The sequence below is a fragment of the Taklimakanibacter deserti genome, from assembly GCA_003574785.1.
On sequence record QORU01000002.1, the window covers coordinates 418,484 to 434,169 of the forward strand.

General features: G+C 64.0%; 17 protein-coding genes. 3 read left to right on the forward strand and 14 right to left on the reverse strand.

The genetic code is table 11. The features are described 5' to 3' along the window. Positions 1-3: 3 nt before the first annotated feature. The 4 genes from DS839_RS05220 to panB all read right to left on the reverse strand — a co-directional run bounded on the left by DS839_RS05220 (position 4) and on the right by panB (position 4,389). The gene (locus DS839_RS05220) at positions 4-1,311 is read right to left on the reverse strand and encodes an outer membrane protein assembly factor BamB family protein (RefSeq protein WP_119269219.1); all 1,308 of its coding nucleotides are present in this window, start codon (positions 1,309-1,311) and stop codon (positions 4-6) included. Between the two features lie 64 nt (positions 1,312-1,375). Next, positions 1,376-2,035: a tetratricopeptide repeat protein gene (locus DS839_RS05225; protein WP_119269220.1), complete on the reverse strand. Its 660-nt coding sequence runs from the start codon at positions 2,033-2,035 to the stop codon at positions 1,376-1,378. An 82-nt stretch (positions 2,036-2,117) separates the two neighbouring features. Next, entirely contained in the window at positions 2,118-3,482 is a 1,365-nt protein-coding gene (locus DS839_RS05230) for a multicopper oxidase family protein (RefSeq protein ID WP_162918315.1), read from the reverse strand. Between the two features lie 88 nt (positions 3,483-3,570). Next, the gene (gene panB / locus DS839_RS05235; protein ID WP_119269222.1) at positions 3,571-4,389 is read right to left on the reverse strand and encodes a 3-methyl-2-oxobutanoate hydroxymethyltransferase; all 819 of its coding nucleotides are present in this window, start codon (positions 4,387-4,389) and stop codon (positions 3,571-3,573) included. 182 nt (positions 4,390-4,571) lie between these two features. Here panB and msrB point away from each other — a divergent pair, with 182 nt between their 5' ends. Together msrB and msrA are read left to right on the forward strand one after the other, a co-directional pair. Continuing rightward, the gene (msrB, locus tag DS839_RS05240; RefSeq protein WP_119269223.1) at positions 4,572-5,030 is read left to right on the forward strand and encodes a peptide-methionine (R)-S-oxide reductase MsrB; all 459 of its coding nucleotides are present in this window, start codon (positions 4,572-4,574) and stop codon (positions 5,028-5,030) included. Then, on the forward strand, positions 5,027-5,542 hold the full coding sequence (msrA, locus tag DS839_RS05245) for a peptide-methionine (S)-S-oxide reductase MsrA (RefSeq protein WP_119269224.1): 516 nt from the start codon (positions 5,027-5,029) through the stop codon (positions 5,540-5,542). Before msrB ends, msrA begins: the two co-directional genes overlap by 4 nt. A gap of 1 nt (position 5,543) precedes the next feature. Here msrA and DS839_RS05250 read toward each other — a convergent pair whose 3' ends face one another. The 6 genes from DS839_RS05250 to DS839_RS36315 all read right to left on the reverse strand — a co-directional run bounded on the left by DS839_RS05250 (position 5,544) and on the right by DS839_RS36315 (position 8,885). Then, positions 5,544-6,101: an NnrU family protein gene (locus DS839_RS05250; RefSeq protein WP_119269225.1), complete on the reverse strand. Its 558-nt coding sequence runs from the start codon at positions 6,099-6,101 to the stop codon at positions 5,544-5,546. Then, a complete protein-coding gene (locus DS839_RS05255; RefSeq protein ID WP_119269226.1) occupies positions 6,098-6,673 on the reverse strand; it encodes an NnrU family protein in 576 nt (191 codons plus the stop codon). Before DS839_RS05255 ends, DS839_RS05250 begins: the two co-directional genes overlap by 4 nt. A gap of 14 nt (positions 6,674-6,687) precedes the next feature. Then, a complete protein-coding gene (locus DS839_RS05260) occupies positions 6,688-7,029 on the reverse strand; it encodes a hypothetical protein (RefSeq protein WP_162918316.1) in 342 nt (113 codons plus the stop codon). Positions 7,030-7,069: 40 nt separating this feature from the next. Next, the gene (locus DS839_RS05265; protein WP_119269228.1) at positions 7,070-8,233 is read right to left on the reverse strand and encodes a M20 family metallopeptidase; all 1,164 of its coding nucleotides are present in this window, start codon (positions 8,231-8,233) and stop codon (positions 7,070-7,072) included. Between the two features lie 80 nt (positions 8,234-8,313). After that, positions 8,314-8,637 carry a hypothetical protein gene (locus DS839_RS36310; protein WP_162918317.1) on the reverse strand — a complete coding sequence of 108 codons (324 nt, stop codon included), beginning with the start codon at positions 8,635-8,637 and terminating at the stop codon, positions 8,314-8,316. A 53-nt stretch (positions 8,638-8,690) separates the two neighbouring features. Next, positions 8,691-8,885 (reverse strand): hypothetical protein, encoded by a 195-nt coding sequence (locus DS839_RS36315; protein WP_162918318.1) that lies wholly within the window; start codon positions 8,883-8,885, stop codon positions 8,691-8,693. Here DS839_RS36315 and DS839_RS05275 point away from each other — a divergent pair. Beyond that, positions 8,884-9,693 carry a class I SAM-dependent methyltransferase gene (locus tag DS839_RS05275; RefSeq protein WP_368911202.1) on the forward strand — a complete coding sequence of 270 codons (810 nt, stop codon included), beginning with the start codon at positions 8,884-8,886 and terminating at the stop codon, positions 9,691-9,693. The two genes, DS839_RS36315 and DS839_RS05275, sit on opposite strands and share 2 nt — an antisense overlap. On the opposite strand, the gene DS839_RS05280 is transcribed toward DS839_RS05275, so the two are convergent. Genes DS839_RS05280 through DS839_RS05295 form a run of 4 tightly spaced genes read right to left on the reverse strand, consistent with a single transcriptional unit; the run spans position 9,671 to position 15,586 of the window. Further along, the gene (locus DS839_RS05280; protein ID WP_119269230.1) at positions 9,671-11,383 is read right to left on the reverse strand and encodes a dihydroxy-acid dehydratase; all 1,713 of its coding nucleotides are present in this window, start codon (positions 11,381-11,383) and stop codon (positions 9,671-9,673) included. The genes DS839_RS05275 and DS839_RS05280 overlap by 23 nt on opposite strands. A gap of 12 nt (positions 11,384-11,395) precedes the next feature. Continuing rightward, on the reverse strand, positions 11,396-12,835 hold the full coding sequence (locus DS839_RS05285) for an NAD-dependent succinate-semialdehyde dehydrogenase (protein ID WP_119269231.1): 1,440 nt from the start codon (positions 12,833-12,835) through the stop codon (positions 11,396-11,398). A gap of 35 nt (positions 12,836-12,870) precedes the next feature. Beyond that, positions 12,871-14,754: a thiamine pyrophosphate-dependent enzyme gene (locus DS839_RS05290; protein WP_119269232.1), complete on the reverse strand. Its 1,884-nt coding sequence runs from the start codon at positions 14,752-14,754 to the stop codon at positions 12,871-12,873. Between the two features lie 31 nt (positions 14,755-14,785). Next, complete coding sequence (locus DS839_RS05295) at positions 14,786-15,586, reverse strand: IclR family transcriptional regulator (RefSeq protein WP_162918319.1); 801 nt, start codon at positions 15,584-15,586, stop codon at positions 14,786-14,788. Between the last annotated feature and the right edge of the window lie 100 nt (positions 15,587-15,686).

Consider the following 15,686-nt stretch of genomic DNA (forward strand, 5'->3'; position numbering starts at 1 on the left):
TGATTAGCGCAGAGCGATCAGCTCGGCATCATCCGAAAGCAGATAGACCGTGCCATTGGCGATGACGGGCGCGATGTAGAACGCATCGCCGATCTTCGTCGTGTTGAGGATCTCGCCCGTCTGGGCGGAGATGCTGGCGAGCTGGCCGTCAGAGCTGACGGCGAGAAGCCGGCCGCCGCCCAAAACCGGCCCGGCCCAGACCTTGCCCGGCAAATCCTTGCTCCAGCGCACGCCGCCGGTGCGGCGCGACAGCGCCATCAAGGTCTTGCCGTTGACGATGACGAAGACATGGTCGCCCGCGACCCAGGGCGTCTGCGAGCCGGAAATATCGCGCGCCCATTGCCGTTCGCCGCTGCTCAGGTCAAAGGCGGCCATGCGGCCGGCATTGGAGATGGCAAAGACCTGCTTGCCGTCGATGACGGGCCGTCCGGCAACGCTGCCGATATTGGTGGCGGTGGCGGTCGGGTCGCTCGAGGTCAGGGCATCGCTCCAGGCTTCAAGGCCGTCGCTCGCGGTGAAGGCGACGATCTCGCCTGCCGTCGTCGGGATCACGACGAAGCCCTGGGACACGGCGGGGCTGGGGCTCGAGGCGATCGTGGCACGCCCGCCCGCACCCTGATATTTCCACAGCTCGCCGCCGTCGCTGGCACGGAGCGCGAAGACTTCGTTGCTCGAGCCGGTGAAGTAGATCGCGCCATTGGCGACCGTGGGTGCCGCGCGCACCGGTGCTCCGAGCTTCTTGCGCCACTGGATGGCGCCGGTCGAGGCATCGAGCGCCAGCGCTTCGCCGAAGACCGAGGTCGCATAGATGCGCTGGCCGTCGGAAGCGAGGCCGCCGCCGAAAGCGCGGGTGCTCTTGCCTTCCGGGATGAGCGAGACTTGCCAGAGCTGGCCGCCACCCGAGGTGCGGATCGCCGTCACATTGCTGCGCGAGTCGAGCACATAGGCGGTGCCGCCGACGACGATCGGGCTTGCCACGATGCGGCCTTCGCTGGTCGTGCCTTCCCCGGCACTCGCCGCCCAGGCGCGCGACAGCGTGGCGCCGGCCGACAGATTGCCGAAGGAATTGGTCGCCTGGCCGCCCGGCTGCGCCCAGCTCGAATTGGTCTCCGCCGTCGGGATGACGATCGGCTCGCTCGACGTCAGATTCTGGCCGGCGGTCGAGTCGTTCGGAGAGAGGACGCTTTCGCGCTTGCCGGGCAGCACGACATCCTTTTCGCCCGCGACATTCTCGAGCAAATCCGAGGCCGTGCTGCAGCCTGATAGGAAGATGGAGGTTGCCAGGATCGGCCAGAGCCTGTTGGTTCGCATGATCGGCGTTGTTCCTTTTCCGCGTGGTCCTGCCCGAAAAGTCCGGCAGTTTCGCGACCACGCCTTACTTTTTCGTACTCAGAAGAGGTGTGATCACTTCCAGCAGCGTTTGCGCGCGCTGGCGCAGTTCCAAGGCTACACCCTGGTCGGCAATGATTGCGTTAAGATAGCGGTCGGCCATGGCATAATCACCCGTCCGGTAGGCCGCGAGGGCAAATATCTCGCGCGCGAGGCCGCGCCAGGGACTCTGCTCGTTGTCGAAGGCGCCGAGCCGGTTGATGAGCTCGGCCGGGGCCTGCTTGTCGACCAGTATATAGCCGGACCTGATGCGGGCCAGGTCGCGAATGGATTGCTCGTTGTTCTGGTCGTTGGCCAGGGCGTCGTAAAGAGCGACCGCCTCATCCTTCTTGCCTTGGCCGTCGAGGGCCGCGGCACGGCGCAAACTGCCGAGCTTGGCATAGCCCGTGTGGTCGATCGCGGCGAAGGCCGCCTCAGCATCCGCCGTCTTGCCCTCTTCCAGCTTCGTCACGGCGTCGGCAAAGACCCGGGCCGCCTTTTCCGACTGGCTGAGCTGCCAATATTGCCAGCCTTTGAAGCCGGCGACGAGGACGACCACCAGCACCGCCATGGCGGTGAAATAGTTGCCGTACTGCTTCCAGATTTTCTTGTATTGTTCCTGGCGGACTTCCTCGTCCACTTCTCTGAATAGCGATTCGTCGCTCACTTGTATGGGGCTCCCACCTTGGATTCTATAAGGCTTTGATGGAGCTGCTAATTTAGCCGAACGGCCAAATCAAGGCAAAAGCTTACGCAGTCACCTCGAAAGAGGTGATGAGGCCCGAATCGACCCGCTCGGCAAAGGCGCTCTGGATGCCCCATTCGCCGGGATTATCGGCCACGAAGCCCAGTTTCGCCTGGGCGCCCGCCGGTATGACCACCGTGTCGCGCCAGGGCTGGGGCTGGTCCTCGATGATCTTCCAGACATGGCCATGGATATGGAGCGGCTGGTCGAATTTGGTCCGGTTGTCGACGTCGAGGACCACGCTCTCCCCCTCCGTAAAGGTCTCCCAGGGTTGGGCGGCGAGGCCTGCCGTGCCATTGATCGCCCAGGCCATGCCTTTTTCGAGCAGGGCCCTGAGATCGAGTTTCTCTCCGCCATAGAGCGCCCCGGTCATGCCGCCCTTCTCGCCCCCTTCCAGGGTCAAGGGGACGGTCCTGGCCTTGTCCAGGTCGAGGTCCGTCGAGATGGGATTGGGCGGCAGCGCGAAATTGTCCGGCAGGGCCACGGGTTGGGAAGCGCCTCTGCGGTTGAGATAGGCGGCTTCGATGATATCCTCGAACAGGTTGACGGCAAGCGTCAGGGTCTCCTCGCCTTCTCCGACCAGGAGGTCGCTGCGCTGTCCGGGAGCCAGGATGAGGCCCTGACGGCTGAGCTCGCGCGGGGGAACCGGCTGACCGTCCTCGGCGATGACCAAGGGATCGGCGCCCTTGAACACGATCGCCATGGTGCGGACATTGGCGGCATTGAGGATGCGCAGGCGTACGAGGCCTGCCGACATGTCGATCTTCGGGCGGTAGGCCCCGTTCACCGTGAACCAGTTGCCGAGGCGCCCCTGGCCGATGGCATCCTGCAGATTGCCGAAGGTCGAGGCGTCGATCTGGCCGTCATCGGTCAGCTGCCAGTCGTCGAAGATGAGCGGAATTTCGGCGAATTTCTCCGCCAGCTCGCGTTCCTCGACCACCACCAGCGCGTAAAGCCCCATCTCGCGCTGGCGCGAGACGTCGGCGACCGGCGATAGCCAGAATGTCCCCGCATCGGGCGGCATGAAGACGCAGTCGAACGCGTTGTCCTTGCCCGGCGCCACGCTGATGCTCATCAGATCGGATGGCCCGCGCAGGCCGTACCAATGCAAGGCGACAGGGCGGTCGAGCTCGTTGACGAAGCGCACCTTGAATTCCTCGCCCTGCCTGGCGCGCAAGACGGGCGGCGGCCAGGCGCCGGAAAGGCTCTCGAGCTTCGTCGCCGGCCTGTCGCTCTCCATGAGCCGGGCATCGACCGGGCGCATGGTCAGGAGGGTGAAGCCGTCCTCCGTCTGCTCGGCCAAAACCTTCGCGGGCACTGCCGCCAATGCCGCACCGCCGAGCATGAAGGACCGCCGTGAGAGGATCATCGACTTCCCATGATTCGTAGGACTGTTATAGCAAGCCGGGGCGACGATGCCTTCGGATTGTTTCAATCCAAAGTCGGCAGCAGACGGTCTACTTCTTGTCTTCGTAGACGTTGGCCGAGCCCGGAAAGCTCCGTGCACGGACTTCCGTCGCATAGGAGCTGATCGCCTTTTCTATGGCCCTGCCGACCTCGCCGAATTCGCGCACGAATTTGGGCACCCTGGGGGAGAGGCCGAGCATGTCCTCCATCACGAGGATTTGACCATCGCACTGAGCCGAGGCGCCGATGCCGATGGTCGGGATGGGAACGGACTTGGTGATCTTGACCGCCAGCGGCTCGACCAGCGCCTCGAGCACCACCGAAAAGGCGCCCGCTTCCGCGACAATGCGGGCGTCTTCCTCGATTTCCGCCCATTGATCGTGCTTGCGGCCTTGCGTCTTGAAGCCGCCCAGAACATTGATCGACTGCGGCGTCAGCCCGATATGGGCCATTACCGGAATGCCCCTTTCGGAGAGGAAGCGAATGGTCTCGCCCATGCGCCGGCCGCCTTCGAGCTTGATGGCGCCGCATTGGGTCTCCTTCACGACACGGGCGGCATTGCGGAAGGCCTGCGCCGGGCTTTCCTCGTAGGAGCCGAAAGGCATGTCGACCACGACGAGGGCCCGCTTGGCGCCGCGCATCACGGCGCGGCCATGCATGATCATGAGCTCGAGCGGCACCGGCAGGGTCGTCTCGAAGCCGTGCATCACCATGCCGAGCGTATCGCCGACGAGGAGGAAATCGCAGTATTTGTCGGCGATCGCCGCAGTATGGGCATGGTAGGAGGTCAAGGCGACGATCGGGTCGCCTCCCTTGCGCGCGGTGATTTCGGGAGCGGTGAGACGCTTCTGGTCGGTGTGCAGAGACATGGCGGGCAAACTATCGCGGTCGCGGGAGGGGGGCAACCCGCTCAAGGGATTGCGGGGCAGCCCTGCATATCGGACAATCCAGGGCCGCCCGTACCTGCCGGCATCGAAACCATGACGGCAAGGCACTGGACCCCGGGCCGATCCAACCCCATCTATGGGCAAAACCGAACAGGAGGACGGAAATGAACACCTACCGGAAGAACCCCGAGGCGCTGTCCTGCCTCACGCCCGAGCAGTACCGGGTGACCCAGGAGGACGGCACCGAGCGTCCTTTCGCCAATGAATACTGGGACAACAAGAAGCCCGGTCTCTATGTCGACGTGGTCTCGGGCGAGCCGCTTTTTGCCTCCGTCGACAAGTTCGACAGCGGCAGCGGCTGGCCGAGCTTCACCAAGCCCGTTGACGTCAAGAATATCGTCGAGAACCGCGATATGAGCCATGGCATGGTGCGTACCGAGGTGCGCTCGGCCAATGGCGACAGCCATCTGGGCCACCTATTTCCCGATGGCCCGCGCGAGGCGGGTGGATTGCGCTATTGCATCAATTCGGCCTCGCTCCGCTTCGTCCCGCTCGCCGAACTGGAAAAGCAGGGCTACGGCGAGTACGTTAAGTTGTTTGCCAAGGAAGGAGCGCAAGGATGAGCGCCAAGACTGAACGTGCCGTGCTGGCGGGAGGCTGCTTCTGGGGCATGCAGGATCTGATCCGCCGCTATCCGGGCGTACTCTCCACTCGCGTCGGCTATTCGGGCGGTGATGTGAAGAACGCCACCTATCGCAACCATGGCAGCCACGCCGAGGCGATCGAGATCATCTTCGATCCCACCAAGACCGACTTCCGCACGATCCTGGAATTCTTCTTCCAGATCCATGACCCGACGACAAGGAACCGGCAGGGCAATGACGTGGGAGCGAGTTACCGTTCGGCGATCTTCTACACCTCCGAGGAGCAACGGAAGGCAGCAGAGGACACGATTGCCGATGTGAACGCCTCAGGGCTCTGGCCCGGCAAGGTCGTCACCGAACTCGCCCCCGTCGGCGATTTCTGGGAAGCGGAGGCCGTGCACCAGGATTATCTCGAACACTATCCGAACGGCTATACTTGCCACTTCGTCCGCCCGAACTGGAAGCTGCCGAAGCGCTCGAACGCTGCGTAGCTCAGGAAAGCGTAACGACCGGGACGCCGGTGAAGAGCGCATGCAATTGCGCAACGACACCGTAGAGCGCCACCCCGATCACGATCGAGATGACGTCATGACCTTGGCGCACGACGGAGCTTGGGCGAATGCCATTGGCGGTCCCCAGCGCCAGATGCGCCAAGGCATAGATCAACATGCCGCCGAACAGGATGAGGCTCGCCAGATCGCCATTGGCGAGAAGATGGCCCAGCGACCAGAAGACGACGGCCCAGGCGAGCGGGAAGCGCAGGCGCTGGCGCAAGCTGCCGCGGAACAGGAAAACGCCGAGGCAGAGAAATGCCAGGAGCACCAGGATGAATGTCGCGATCCTGCCCCAGGATGGCGGCTCATAGGCCGGGACGAAAGGCGACATCCGCCAGCCCAGGATGATCAGCACCAGGGGAATGAGCGAGAGGAGCCCGAAACCCGGGCCGTAATATTTGCCGAAGCGCCGGCGCAACGCGTCATGCGCCTGCGGCACCGCCAGGGTGAGATGACAGAGGGCGAAAAGGACGACGCCCAGGCCAAGCAGGATCATGCGACGATCGGCAGCTTCAGAATATAGGGATGGAAGCCGAACAGGAAGATCAGATAGAGGATGACGCCGATGATGACGGCCCTCACATCGGATTTGACCTGCGGCTCATGATGCGGAAGCTTGCCGCGCAGGCTCGAGAGAATGATGTCGAGCACCGCGAGAGCGAGGAACGAGGCGAAGAAGATGACATCCGGCCGCTCGCCATTGGCGAAAAGATGGGCAATGGCCCACAGGCCGATGCCGATCGACATCGGATGTTTCAGCCATAGCTTCAGATAGCCTTTGCCATGCGAGGCGCCGATGAAGATGAAGGCGAGGAGGACGAGCCCCATCGCGGCATGGCGCGTCCAGGGTGCGGGCGCATAGAGATAGTCGTCGGGCTCGAGCGCGCCGCGCGTCGTGTAGAAGCCATAGATCATGAGGCCCAGGCCGACCGCCGAAACCAGCGAGAACAGGCCCTTGTAAGGGCCCTCCCCCAGGCGCTCCAGCAGCCGGTCGCGCGGTCCGGTGAAGAACATGGCCAGCAGATGGGAGCCGATGAAGATCACTATGCCGATAAAGAGTAGTGTCATGATCTGTCACTTTGCTAACGGGGATAATAGCGGCAATGCCATCCCTTGCTTGTCCAGTTGATGAACTGGGTGGTGGTGTCGAACTGCTCGCGGCATAGGCTCCAGGCGTCGCCGCGCGACATCGGCGGGCGGCCCTTCTTGCCCTCGCCCAGGCAGGTCGCGGTCTCGGGGTCATCGCCATTGAGCACCTTGATGGGCGCCCGGCTGTACAAGGTCGAGCAAGCCCAGGCGTGATCATAGATCTTGTCGCCACGGGCGGCGGCGGCCTCGCCCGTGAATGACGAGAGGGCTGCCGCCAGGAAGAACGCAGCCGCCGTGAGACGCATCCGACGGTGATTCTCGGGGAAACGATTCATCGGCGGATACTGCCATCAATAACCGTCCGAATGAAGTGCGTCACTTCCGTCCGCAAAATCCCGCCAGGACGGTCTTGTATGTCCTGGCCATGGTCAAGAGGTCGGTGACCCGAACCGACTCATCATCGGTATGGAATTGCTTCGGACTGCCCGGTCCCCAGGTGACCGTCTCGACGTCGTGAGCCGCCAGATAGCCGGCATCGAGCGCGCTGTGGGAAAGATAGTAATCAGGCATGGCCGCATCCGCCGTGGCCAGAGCCCGTTCAAGACGCGCCACGAAGGAGGATGTGCGCGGGAGGTGAGCCCCCAGCATATGAGGTCCCTTCGTCACGCGGAGCGTGAGCGGGGTCGCCGCCCGGAAGGCGGAAGCGATGTCCTCGAAGACCTCATCGACGTCTTCCGACGGCAACAGGCGGCGATCGAAGATCATAAGCGCGCGCGATTGGATCGTATGGGTTGCCTCCGGCCAAGTCCTGATCGCGGTGCAGGTCAAGGTCGCAGGTCCCAGCTCCGCGGCGGCCTGACCGTCGCCGGACAGGCGCTGGGCGACATTCAGGATCGCGGCAATGCCGGCCGTCACATCGCGTCCCTCCCAGGGCGTGCTGCTATGGGCGGCCATGCCTTCGATCGTGACGTCGATATCGAGCCGGCCGCGATTGCCGAGCGAGATTTTCATGTCCGTGCCGACGGCGAGGATGGCGTGGCGCGGCTTGTCGGCAAGGCTTGAAAGGGCGGCTTCTATCGCATCGTGCCGGCCGGTCTCGCCGGCGGTGAGCAGGATGAAGGCCACGCGTGCCGACAGGCGCTTGGCGGAAGCGGTGTCGATGAATGCAGCGAGGGCCGCGGCCAGGGCCGCTTTCTGCTCGCTGACGCCCCTGCCCCGCACGGATGTCTCGCCGTCGATCTCGACGAGGTCGGCCGCGAAGGGATCGCGCATGGTGGAACGCGGATGGGTCATCGCATAGCCGATGAGCGCCATTTCGATCGGCGCCGTCGCCGGTCCGATGACGGCGGCGAGATTGCCCATGGCATCGATCCGGCAGGCGATGCCGAAACTTTCGATCAGCGGCCGAACGCAATCGGTGACGAAACCGCGCACCGCCGGATCGTTTTCCATGAGCGCGCTCTGCTCGCTCGGCCAAGCGGCAAAGCGCCTGGTCCAATCGACGATCATATCGTCCGTGATGCGCGCGAAGGCTTTCAAGCGCTGCTTCCGGCAAGCCTAGAAGCGGCCATAATACCGACATTCCCATTTGCCGCTCATCTTCACGATGGGAGACATGGTCAATATCTCGCCTTGTACCGGCACCGCCAGCCTTTCTTTGTCTTATGCACCAAAGCCTGGGTTGCGCCGAACTGCTTCCGGCAGGCTTCCCAGGCCTCGGCATGCGTCATCTCCCGCACGACCTGCCATTGGCAGGTGAGCGTGCCGTCCTTGTTGATGATGACATTGGTGACCTTCTTGCCATATCTGGCGCGGCAAGCGGCCATGGCGTCGTCACGTGTTGGAGTAGCTGCCTGCGCGGTCGCTGCCCATTCGCCTGCGGCCAGCGATGACAAGGCAGCCACCATGGCAAGCCTCAGGCCTGCCGTCCTGCTGAGTGTCATGAGGTTCCGTCCCCGGTTGCAATCGCGCAACCAGACTAGGGGCAAGCGGAACTTTATTCAACCAAATGATAAAATTGAGGAAAATCAGTGATTTGGCGTTTTTGCCCGCCGCCACAAGGCTTTCTAGAGGAAAAAACAACATGCCAGTAAGCGAAAGCTATTCCTTCCGGCCCCGCTCCCCAGTAATGTCCCCCGCGCTGGGCGCGCCGGCTTTCGCCGAAAATCTGACCTTCAAAAGGATAGATCATGACGATGACCCAGCCTGCCCAATTCGACGCGTGGAGTGCGGGCCAGAACTACGAACACTATATGGGGCGCTGGAGCCGCCAGATGGCGAGCGAGTTCCTGCGCTGGCTCTCGCCCCCGCGCCGCGCCGACTGGCTCGAGATCGGCTGCGGTACAGGGGCCTTGACCGCCACGCTCCTCTCCGACTGCAATCCCAAATCCATTCTCGCCATCGAGCCCTCCAAGGATTTCATCGCTTATGCGCGCTCGATGGTGACCGACAAACGCGTCACCTTCGAGATGGCCGATGCCGGCAAGCTGCCGGCGCCGGATGCCGTCATGGACGTCGTCACGTCCGCTCTCGTCCTGAACTTCATCCCCGACAAGCTCGCCGCTCTCGCCGAGATGAAACGGGTGCTGAAGCCCCAGGGCCTCCTCTCCTTCTATGTCTGGGACTATCCCGGCGGCGGCATGGGCTTCATCGATGAATTCTGGAAGGCGGCAGGCGCCATCGATGAAAAGGCGAAGGGGCTCGACGAGGCCAAGCGCTTTCCCTTCTGCACGCGCGAGGGATTGGCCAACCTGTGCCGGGAGGCCGGATTGCCGTCGCCTGCCATCGAGCCGCTCGAGATCGAGACGGTGTTTGCGGACTTCGAATCGTTCTGGCGGCCCTTCACGCTCGGTGCCGGCCCTGCCCCCGGCTATTGCCTGTCGCTTCCCGAAGACCGGCGCGCCTGGCTGAAAGCGCGGCTTGCCGAAAACCTCGGCAGGGAAGTCCCCATCCGCCTCATGGGCCGGGCCTGGGCGGTCAAGGCTTTGGCTCAGCCGTGAGGAAGTCGAAATCGCAGCCCTCATCGGCCTGCAGGATCTGCTCGTCATAGAGCTTCGCATAGCCGCGGCGCGCCGGTGCATCGCGCGCCGGCCTTTCGGCCTCGCGGCGGTCGAGCTCGCCCGCGTCAACAAGAAGCTCGATCGTCCTCTCCCGTACGCTCAGCCTGATGCGATCGCCATTGCGCACCAGCGCCAGTGGCCCGCCGGAGGAAGCGTCTGGAGTCACATGCAGGACGATCGTGCCATAGGCCGTGCCGCTCATGCGCGCATCGGAGATGCGCACCATGTCCATGACGCCGGCCCGCGCGAGCTTCGCCGGTATCGGCAAGTAGCCGGCTTCCGGCATGGCCGCTTCGCTCGCCGGTCCCGCATGTTTCAAGACGAGGAAATCCTCCGCCGTCACATCGAGAGCGGGATCGTCGACGCGAGCGGCGAGATCCGTCAGGCTTTCGAAGACGACCGCTCTCCCCTCACGCTCGAACAGCGTCGGGTCGGCGGCCGACCGTTTCAAGATCGCGCCACGCGGCGCCAGATTACCGAACAGCGCGACGAGGCCGCCATTCTCGCGCACCGGATCGGCACAGCTTCTGACATAGCTGCGATCCACCCACTCAGGCGCCGCGGCCACGCGATCGCCGATCGTCTCTCCCGTCACCGTCAGACAATCGAGATGAAGCAAGGAACGAAGCTCGCGCAGCACCGCCGGTATGCCGCCTGCCGCATGCAGGTCCTCCATATAGCCGGCACCGGTGGGCTTGAGATCGATCAGCACCGGCGTCGTGTCGCTGAGCGCATTGAGTTTCCTGAGGTCGACCTTGACGCCGAGACGGCCGGCAATGGCCGCGAGGTGAATGATCGCGTTGGTGGAGCCGCCCAGGGCCAGGAGAAGCCGCAAGGCGTTCTCGAAGGCCTTCTCGGTCAGGATCCGGCTCGGCCGCAAATGCTCGGCGCCGATCAGCGAAACGGCGATCCGGCCGGTGTCCTCGGCCATTCTGAGACGATCGGCGTCGACGGCCGGGATGGTGGCGGCGCCCGACGGCATCAGGCCCAGCCCCTCGGCGAGCGCTGCCATGGTGCTGGCTGTCCCCATGACGGCGCAGGTTCCAGCGGTCGAGGCGAGACGCCGCTCGACCATGTCGATCTCCTGCCGGTCGACGTCGCCGGCGCGGTACTTCGCCCAGAAACGACGACAATCGGTACAGGCTCCCAGGCGTTCGCCGCGGTGGCGCCCGGTCGACATCGGCCCCGCAACCAGCTGGATCGCCGGCACATCCGCCGATGCCGCCCCCATGAGCTGGGCCGGCACCGTCTTGTCGCAGCCGCCGAGCAGCACCACCGCATCCATCGGCTGGGCGCGGATCATCTCCTCGACGTCGATCGACATGAGATTGCGGAATTTGAGGCTGGTCGGATTGAGGAATACTTCGCCCAACGAGATCGTCGGGAACTCGACCGGCAGCGCGCCCGCGGCCAGGACGCCACGCTTCACCGCCTCGATCATCTCCGGAAAATGCCGATGGCAATTGTTGAAGCCGCTCGCCGAATGAGCGATCCCGACGATCGGGCGATCGAGCATCTCACGGCTATAGCCCATCGAGCTCGCAAACGACCGCCTGAGATACAGGCTGAAATCGCGGTCGCCGTAATTGGTGAGGCCGCGCCTCAGTCCCTTGGCGCTATCGCCCGTCATGGTTTTTCAGCCTCATGTGTGCCTCATCTTCACATACCTGGCTTCGAGATAATCGAGAATACCGAGCTGCCCGCCTTCGCGGCCGAAGCCGCTCTCCTTCACGCCGCCGAAGGGTATCTCGGCGGAGGCCAGCATCATGTCGTTCACCCCGACCATGCCGACATCGAGCGCATCGGCCGCTCTATTGGCCGTCGAAAGCGAGCTCGAGAACACATAGCCCGCGAGCCCGAAGGGTGTCGCATTGGCGCGTCCAATAGCTTCATCGAAGCTCTCGAAGCTCGCGATCGGCGCGATCGGACCGAAGGGCTCTTCGCGCATCACCCTCGTCGCCTCGGGCACCATGTCGAGCACGGTCGGCTGATAGAAAAAGCCGCGATTGAATTCGGAAGGCCGCGCTCCGCCGGCCAGGACCTTGGCGCCATGGCTCACGGCGTCGGCAACCAGGCTTTCGACGCGCTCGCGTCCACGTGCATTGATCATCGGACCGCAGGTGGTTTGAGGATCTAGGCCTGAGCCGAGCCGCAGCGCCTTGGCGCTCTCGGCCATCGCGGCCGCGAAGGGCGCGTGGATCGAGGCATGGACATAGAAGCGGCTCGGCGAAATGCAGACCTGCCCGCTATTGCGGAACTTGGCCGCGGCACAGGCCTTTGCCGCGGCAACGGGGTCGGCGTCGGCGAAGACCAAGACCGGAGCATGTCCGCCCAATTCGAGGCTCAGCCGCTTCAGTCCGTCGGCACAGAGCTTCATGATCAGCTTGCCGACCGGCACCGAGCCGGTCAGGGACACTTTCCGGATCACCGGTGAGGCGATGAGATGGCGCGATATCTCGGCCGGCTCGCCCGTCACGACATTGAGCACGCCATCGGGCAGGCCCGCCTTCCTGGCGGCGTCGGCGAAGACGAAGGCGCTCGACGGCGTCTCTTCAGACGGCTTGAGGACGACCGTGCAGCCCGCCGCCAAAGCCGCGGCAATCTTGCGCGCAGGCAGGAGGGCGGGGAAGTTCCAGGCGGTGAAGGCCGCGACCGGTCCCACCGGCCGGTACTGGACGGTGAGCTTGGTCCCGCCGTCGCGGCCGGCGAGCGTATGCCCGAAGATGCGCCGCGCCTCGTCGGCATACCAGTCGAACTGGTCGATGGCGGCCAGGAACTCACCCTTCGCCTCGGCCAGCGGCTTGCCGCATTCGCGCACCATCATCGCGGCAGCGGCTTCGACGCGCTGGCGCAGATCATCGCTGATCCGCCGCAAAAGCTTCGAGCGCTCCCAACCGGGTGTCGCGGCCCAGCTGCTTGCCGCGTCGGCCGCGGCGCGCAAAGCCTCGTCCAGATCCTGCGGTCCGGCATGCGGAACGACGCCGATCCGCTCCTCCGTTGCCGGATCGATCACCGCTATGACGCGCTTGTCCCGCGCCTCGCGCCATTGTCCATCGATGAAGAGACCATAATTTTCGTACATCGCACCAAATCCAGCAGTAAAACGGGACAATCCGGTCAGATCACCTGATCCGCATAGAGCTTCTCGACGTCAGGCACCCAAGGTCCGACGTTCCATCGTCCATAGCTGCCCATGCCGCCAATGACGGCCTCGCCCCAATAGACCGGCACATGGACCACTGACAGGCCGTCATGCGCATAAGCCGCTCTCAGGGCCTCGCGCAGTTCATCGGCCGTCCGTCCGCCATGGAAGCCCTTCACGCCGGCGACGGCGTTGGCCATGGCGACGAAATCCACAGCCACATCATCATTGGTGCCGAAGTCGTTGCCGAACTGCGCGCTTTGCAGCGAGGAGATCGCCCCCATGCGGCGATTGTCGAACACCACCACCATGGCACTGAGCTTGTGGACGGCGGCGTCGATGAGGATCTGCGGGTTCATGATAAATGAGCCGTCACCGGAAAAGGCGATCATGTAGCGCGGCTTGTCGGCCGCGGCCGCGGCGAGGAGCGAGCTTGCGGCGAAGCCCATGTAGGACGCACCCGATTCCGTCACCGTCTCGAAGGGCGTGTCGTCCTCGACGACCTGGAAACCGGTAGCCTGCACGTCCCCGGCATCGAAGACCTTGAGCGCGCCGACCTCGCGTGCAAAACGGGCGACGGCGGCGACGGCGGCGGGCTGCGCCAGTATTTCGGCATCCCACGCGGCATCGAAGACAGCGGCGGCGGAAGTCCGCTCAGCGCGCAGGGCCAGCCATTTCGATTTCTGTGCGGCGCATTCCTTAAGCCATGCCGCAGAGGCGTGGGCCGTCGCATCGGAGCGGGCGGCATTGCCGAGCGTATCGAGCAGGCGGGCGACGACCGCATCGATGTCGCCGGTCAAGGCGGTGGTGCGGTTGTAATGCGTCGCATCGGCGATCTCGCCATTGAGATTGATCACATGGCGCACCTTCGGATAACCGGTGCCGGAACAATCCGACTGGCAGACCGCGCGTGAGCCGATCACGATCAAGAGCTCGGCTTCCGCCATGGCGAAATTGCCGGAGATCGAGCCCTTGCTCCCGCCGACATGCATGTTGAGCGGATGCGCATCCGCCAGCACGCCGGTGGAGTTAGGCGACAGGATGACCGCAGCGCCGATCCGCTCGGCGAGACGACGAACAGATTCGGCGGCCGTGCGAGCGCCGCCGCCGGCTTTGATCGCTATGCGGGCCGAGGACAGAATGAGATCGGCCGCCTTCCCGAAGACCGCATCATCGGCCGGCGCCGTCCGCGGAACCGACAGCCGGTCGGGAAGGCTTTCGAGATTGAGCTCGGCGATGAATTTGGGCTGCGTGTTGATCGGCAGGCACAGATAGAAGGGACCAGCAAAATAAGGACGGTGGACGGTCTGCGTACCGCGGCGCAGCGCGTCGCGCAAAGCCTCCGGCGTATGGAGCACGAAGGAACGGCCGAGAATGTCGGTGAGCCGGCCGAACTCGCCTTGGCGCGCACTTACGACCTGCTGCATGTTGTAGCCTTCGCCATGCGTGGTTTCATCGCCATAGAGGTGATAGACGCCGACACCGTTGGAGGCCGCGGCGAGGGAGCCGGCATAGGCTTGCAGCGCGCCAGGCCCGATCGAGCACAGGACCGCGGGCGTCTCGCCATAGATCCAGGCCAGCGCAGTCGCGGCATGGGCCATGGCGATCTCATTGCGGCAATGGAGGAAACGCAAGGCCCCCTCTTCGCTGTAGATCCTGAGGATCTCGCCGATGTCGGTATTGCCGTGCCCTAGCACGGCGAAGAACTTTCGGACCCCTTGCTTCAGCAGGCCGAGCACGACTCCTTCCGAAAGCGACACGTCGATGCGCGGCGCGAGCGCGCCCGATGACAGCGCTGGTGAAATCCCTCCGGCAGACGCAATAGCTCGTGCTCGTGCGCGTATTGCACGCTCACTCATCAATACCTCCAATACTGGCGTGTCGGACCGCTCAGGCCGTGGCCAGGCTTTCCGTTTGTTGTTCCGCCGGCGGCAGCGACCCGTCCCAGCCGAGCCGCATCGAAAGCTCTTTGGCGATGTCGCGCAGGAACGGCTCCCATTCGGACAGGCGCGCATCGGTCATGCGCGGGCTCGGGCCGGAAATGCCGATCGCGCCGCAGACCGTGTGGTCATAGCGGAATACCGGCGCTGCCATGCAGCGCACGCCAATGCTGTATTCCTCGTCGTCGAAGGCCATGGCCTGCGCCCGCACATTGTTCAAATGACCGGCGAGCACCTCGGCGCTGGCCATCGTCCGGCGCGTGAACAGCTCGAATGTCATGCCGCCGATCAGTTCCGCCTTGATGCTCTCGGGCTGGAAAGCCAGCAGAATCTTGCCGAGAGCGGTGCAGTGCAAGGGGGCGAGCGTGCCGATCGGCGCATCGACGCCGACGCCTTTCTCGGGCGCGGCCTGATCGATATAGAAGGCCCGGCGGTCGGCGAGGATCGCGAGATGCGCGCATTCACCAGTCTTTTCCGCGAGCCGCTCGAGCAACGGACGCGCGGCGCCGCGCAGATCCATGCGCCGCAGGGCCTTGTAGCCCAGCACGCCCACGGCGAGGCCCAGCGAATAGCGCTGGGTGACCGGATCCTGCTCGACATAGCCCGACTGCTCGAGCGTGCGCAGCATGCGCGACACTGAGCTCTTGTCGATCTCCACCATGCGCGCGAGTTCGGAGACGCCATAGACACCGTTGCCCTCGCCGAGCGCATCGAGAAGACGAATCGCCTTGGTAACGGAACGGATTTCCAAATGCGTGATTCCTAAACGGGATCGATGGCAACATCTTACATATTGATGCAGAATGGTCAACACCGTTGCATAAATCATCTCGGCAAATAGCCATTCACCT

What these genes read in the sequence shown, in the direction of transcription:
- DS839_RS05220 (WP_119269219.1), bottom strand. Translation starts at nt 1,311, where the DNA reads ATGCGAACCAACAGGCTCTGGCCGATCCTGGCAACCTCCATCTTCCTA.
- DS839_RS05230 (WP_162918315.1), bottom strand. Translation starts at nt 3,482, where the DNA reads ATGATCCTCTCACGGCGGTCCTTCATGCTCGGCGGTGCGGCATTGGCG.
- panB (WP_119269222.1), bottom strand. Translation starts at nt 4,389, where the DNA reads ATGTCTCTGCACACCGACCAGAAGCGTCTCACCGCTCCCGAAATCACC.
- msrB (WP_119269223.1), top strand. Translation starts at nt 4,572, where the DNA reads ATGAACACCTACCGGAAGAACCCCGAGGCGCTGTCCTGCCTCACGCCC.
- msrA (WP_119269224.1), top strand. Translation starts at nt 5,027, where the DNA reads ATGAGCGCCAAGACTGAACGTGCCGTGCTGGCGGGAGGCTGCTTCTGG.
- DS839_RS05250 (WP_119269225.1), bottom strand. Translation starts at nt 6,101, where the DNA reads ATGATCCTGCTTGGCCTGGGCGTCGTCCTTTTCGCCCTCTGTCATCTC.
- DS839_RS05255 (WP_119269226.1), bottom strand. Translation starts at nt 6,673, where the DNA reads ATGACACTACTCTTTATCGGCATAGTGATCTTCATCGGCTCCCATCTG.
- DS839_RS05260 (WP_162918316.1), bottom strand. Translation starts at nt 7,029, where the DNA reads ATGAATCGTTTCCCCGAGAATCACCGTCGGATGCGTCTCACGGCGGCT.
- DS839_RS36310 (WP_162918317.1), bottom strand. Translation starts at nt 8,637, where the DNA reads ATGACACTCAGCAGGACGGCAGGCCTGAGGCTTGCCATGGTGGCTGCC.
- DS839_RS05275 (WP_368911202.1), top strand. Translation starts at nt 8,884, where the DNA reads ATGACGATGACCCAGCCTGCCCAATTCGACGCGTGGAGTGCGGGCCAG.
- DS839_RS36315 (WP_162918318.1), bottom strand. Translation starts at nt 8,885, where the DNA reads ATGATCTATCCTTTTGAAGGTCAGATTTTCGGCGAAAGCCGGCGCGCC.
- DS839_RS05280 (WP_119269230.1), bottom strand. Translation starts at nt 11,383, where the DNA reads ATGACGGGCGATAGCGCCAAGGGACTGAGGCGCGGCCTCACCAATTAC.
- DS839_RS05285 (WP_119269231.1), bottom strand. Translation starts at nt 12,835, where the DNA reads ATGTACGAAAATTATGGTCTCTTCATCGATGGACAATGGCGCGAGGCG.
- DS839_RS05290 (WP_119269232.1), bottom strand. Translation starts at nt 14,754, where the DNA reads ATGAGTGAGCGTGCAATACGCGCACGAGCACGAGCTATTGCGTCTGCC.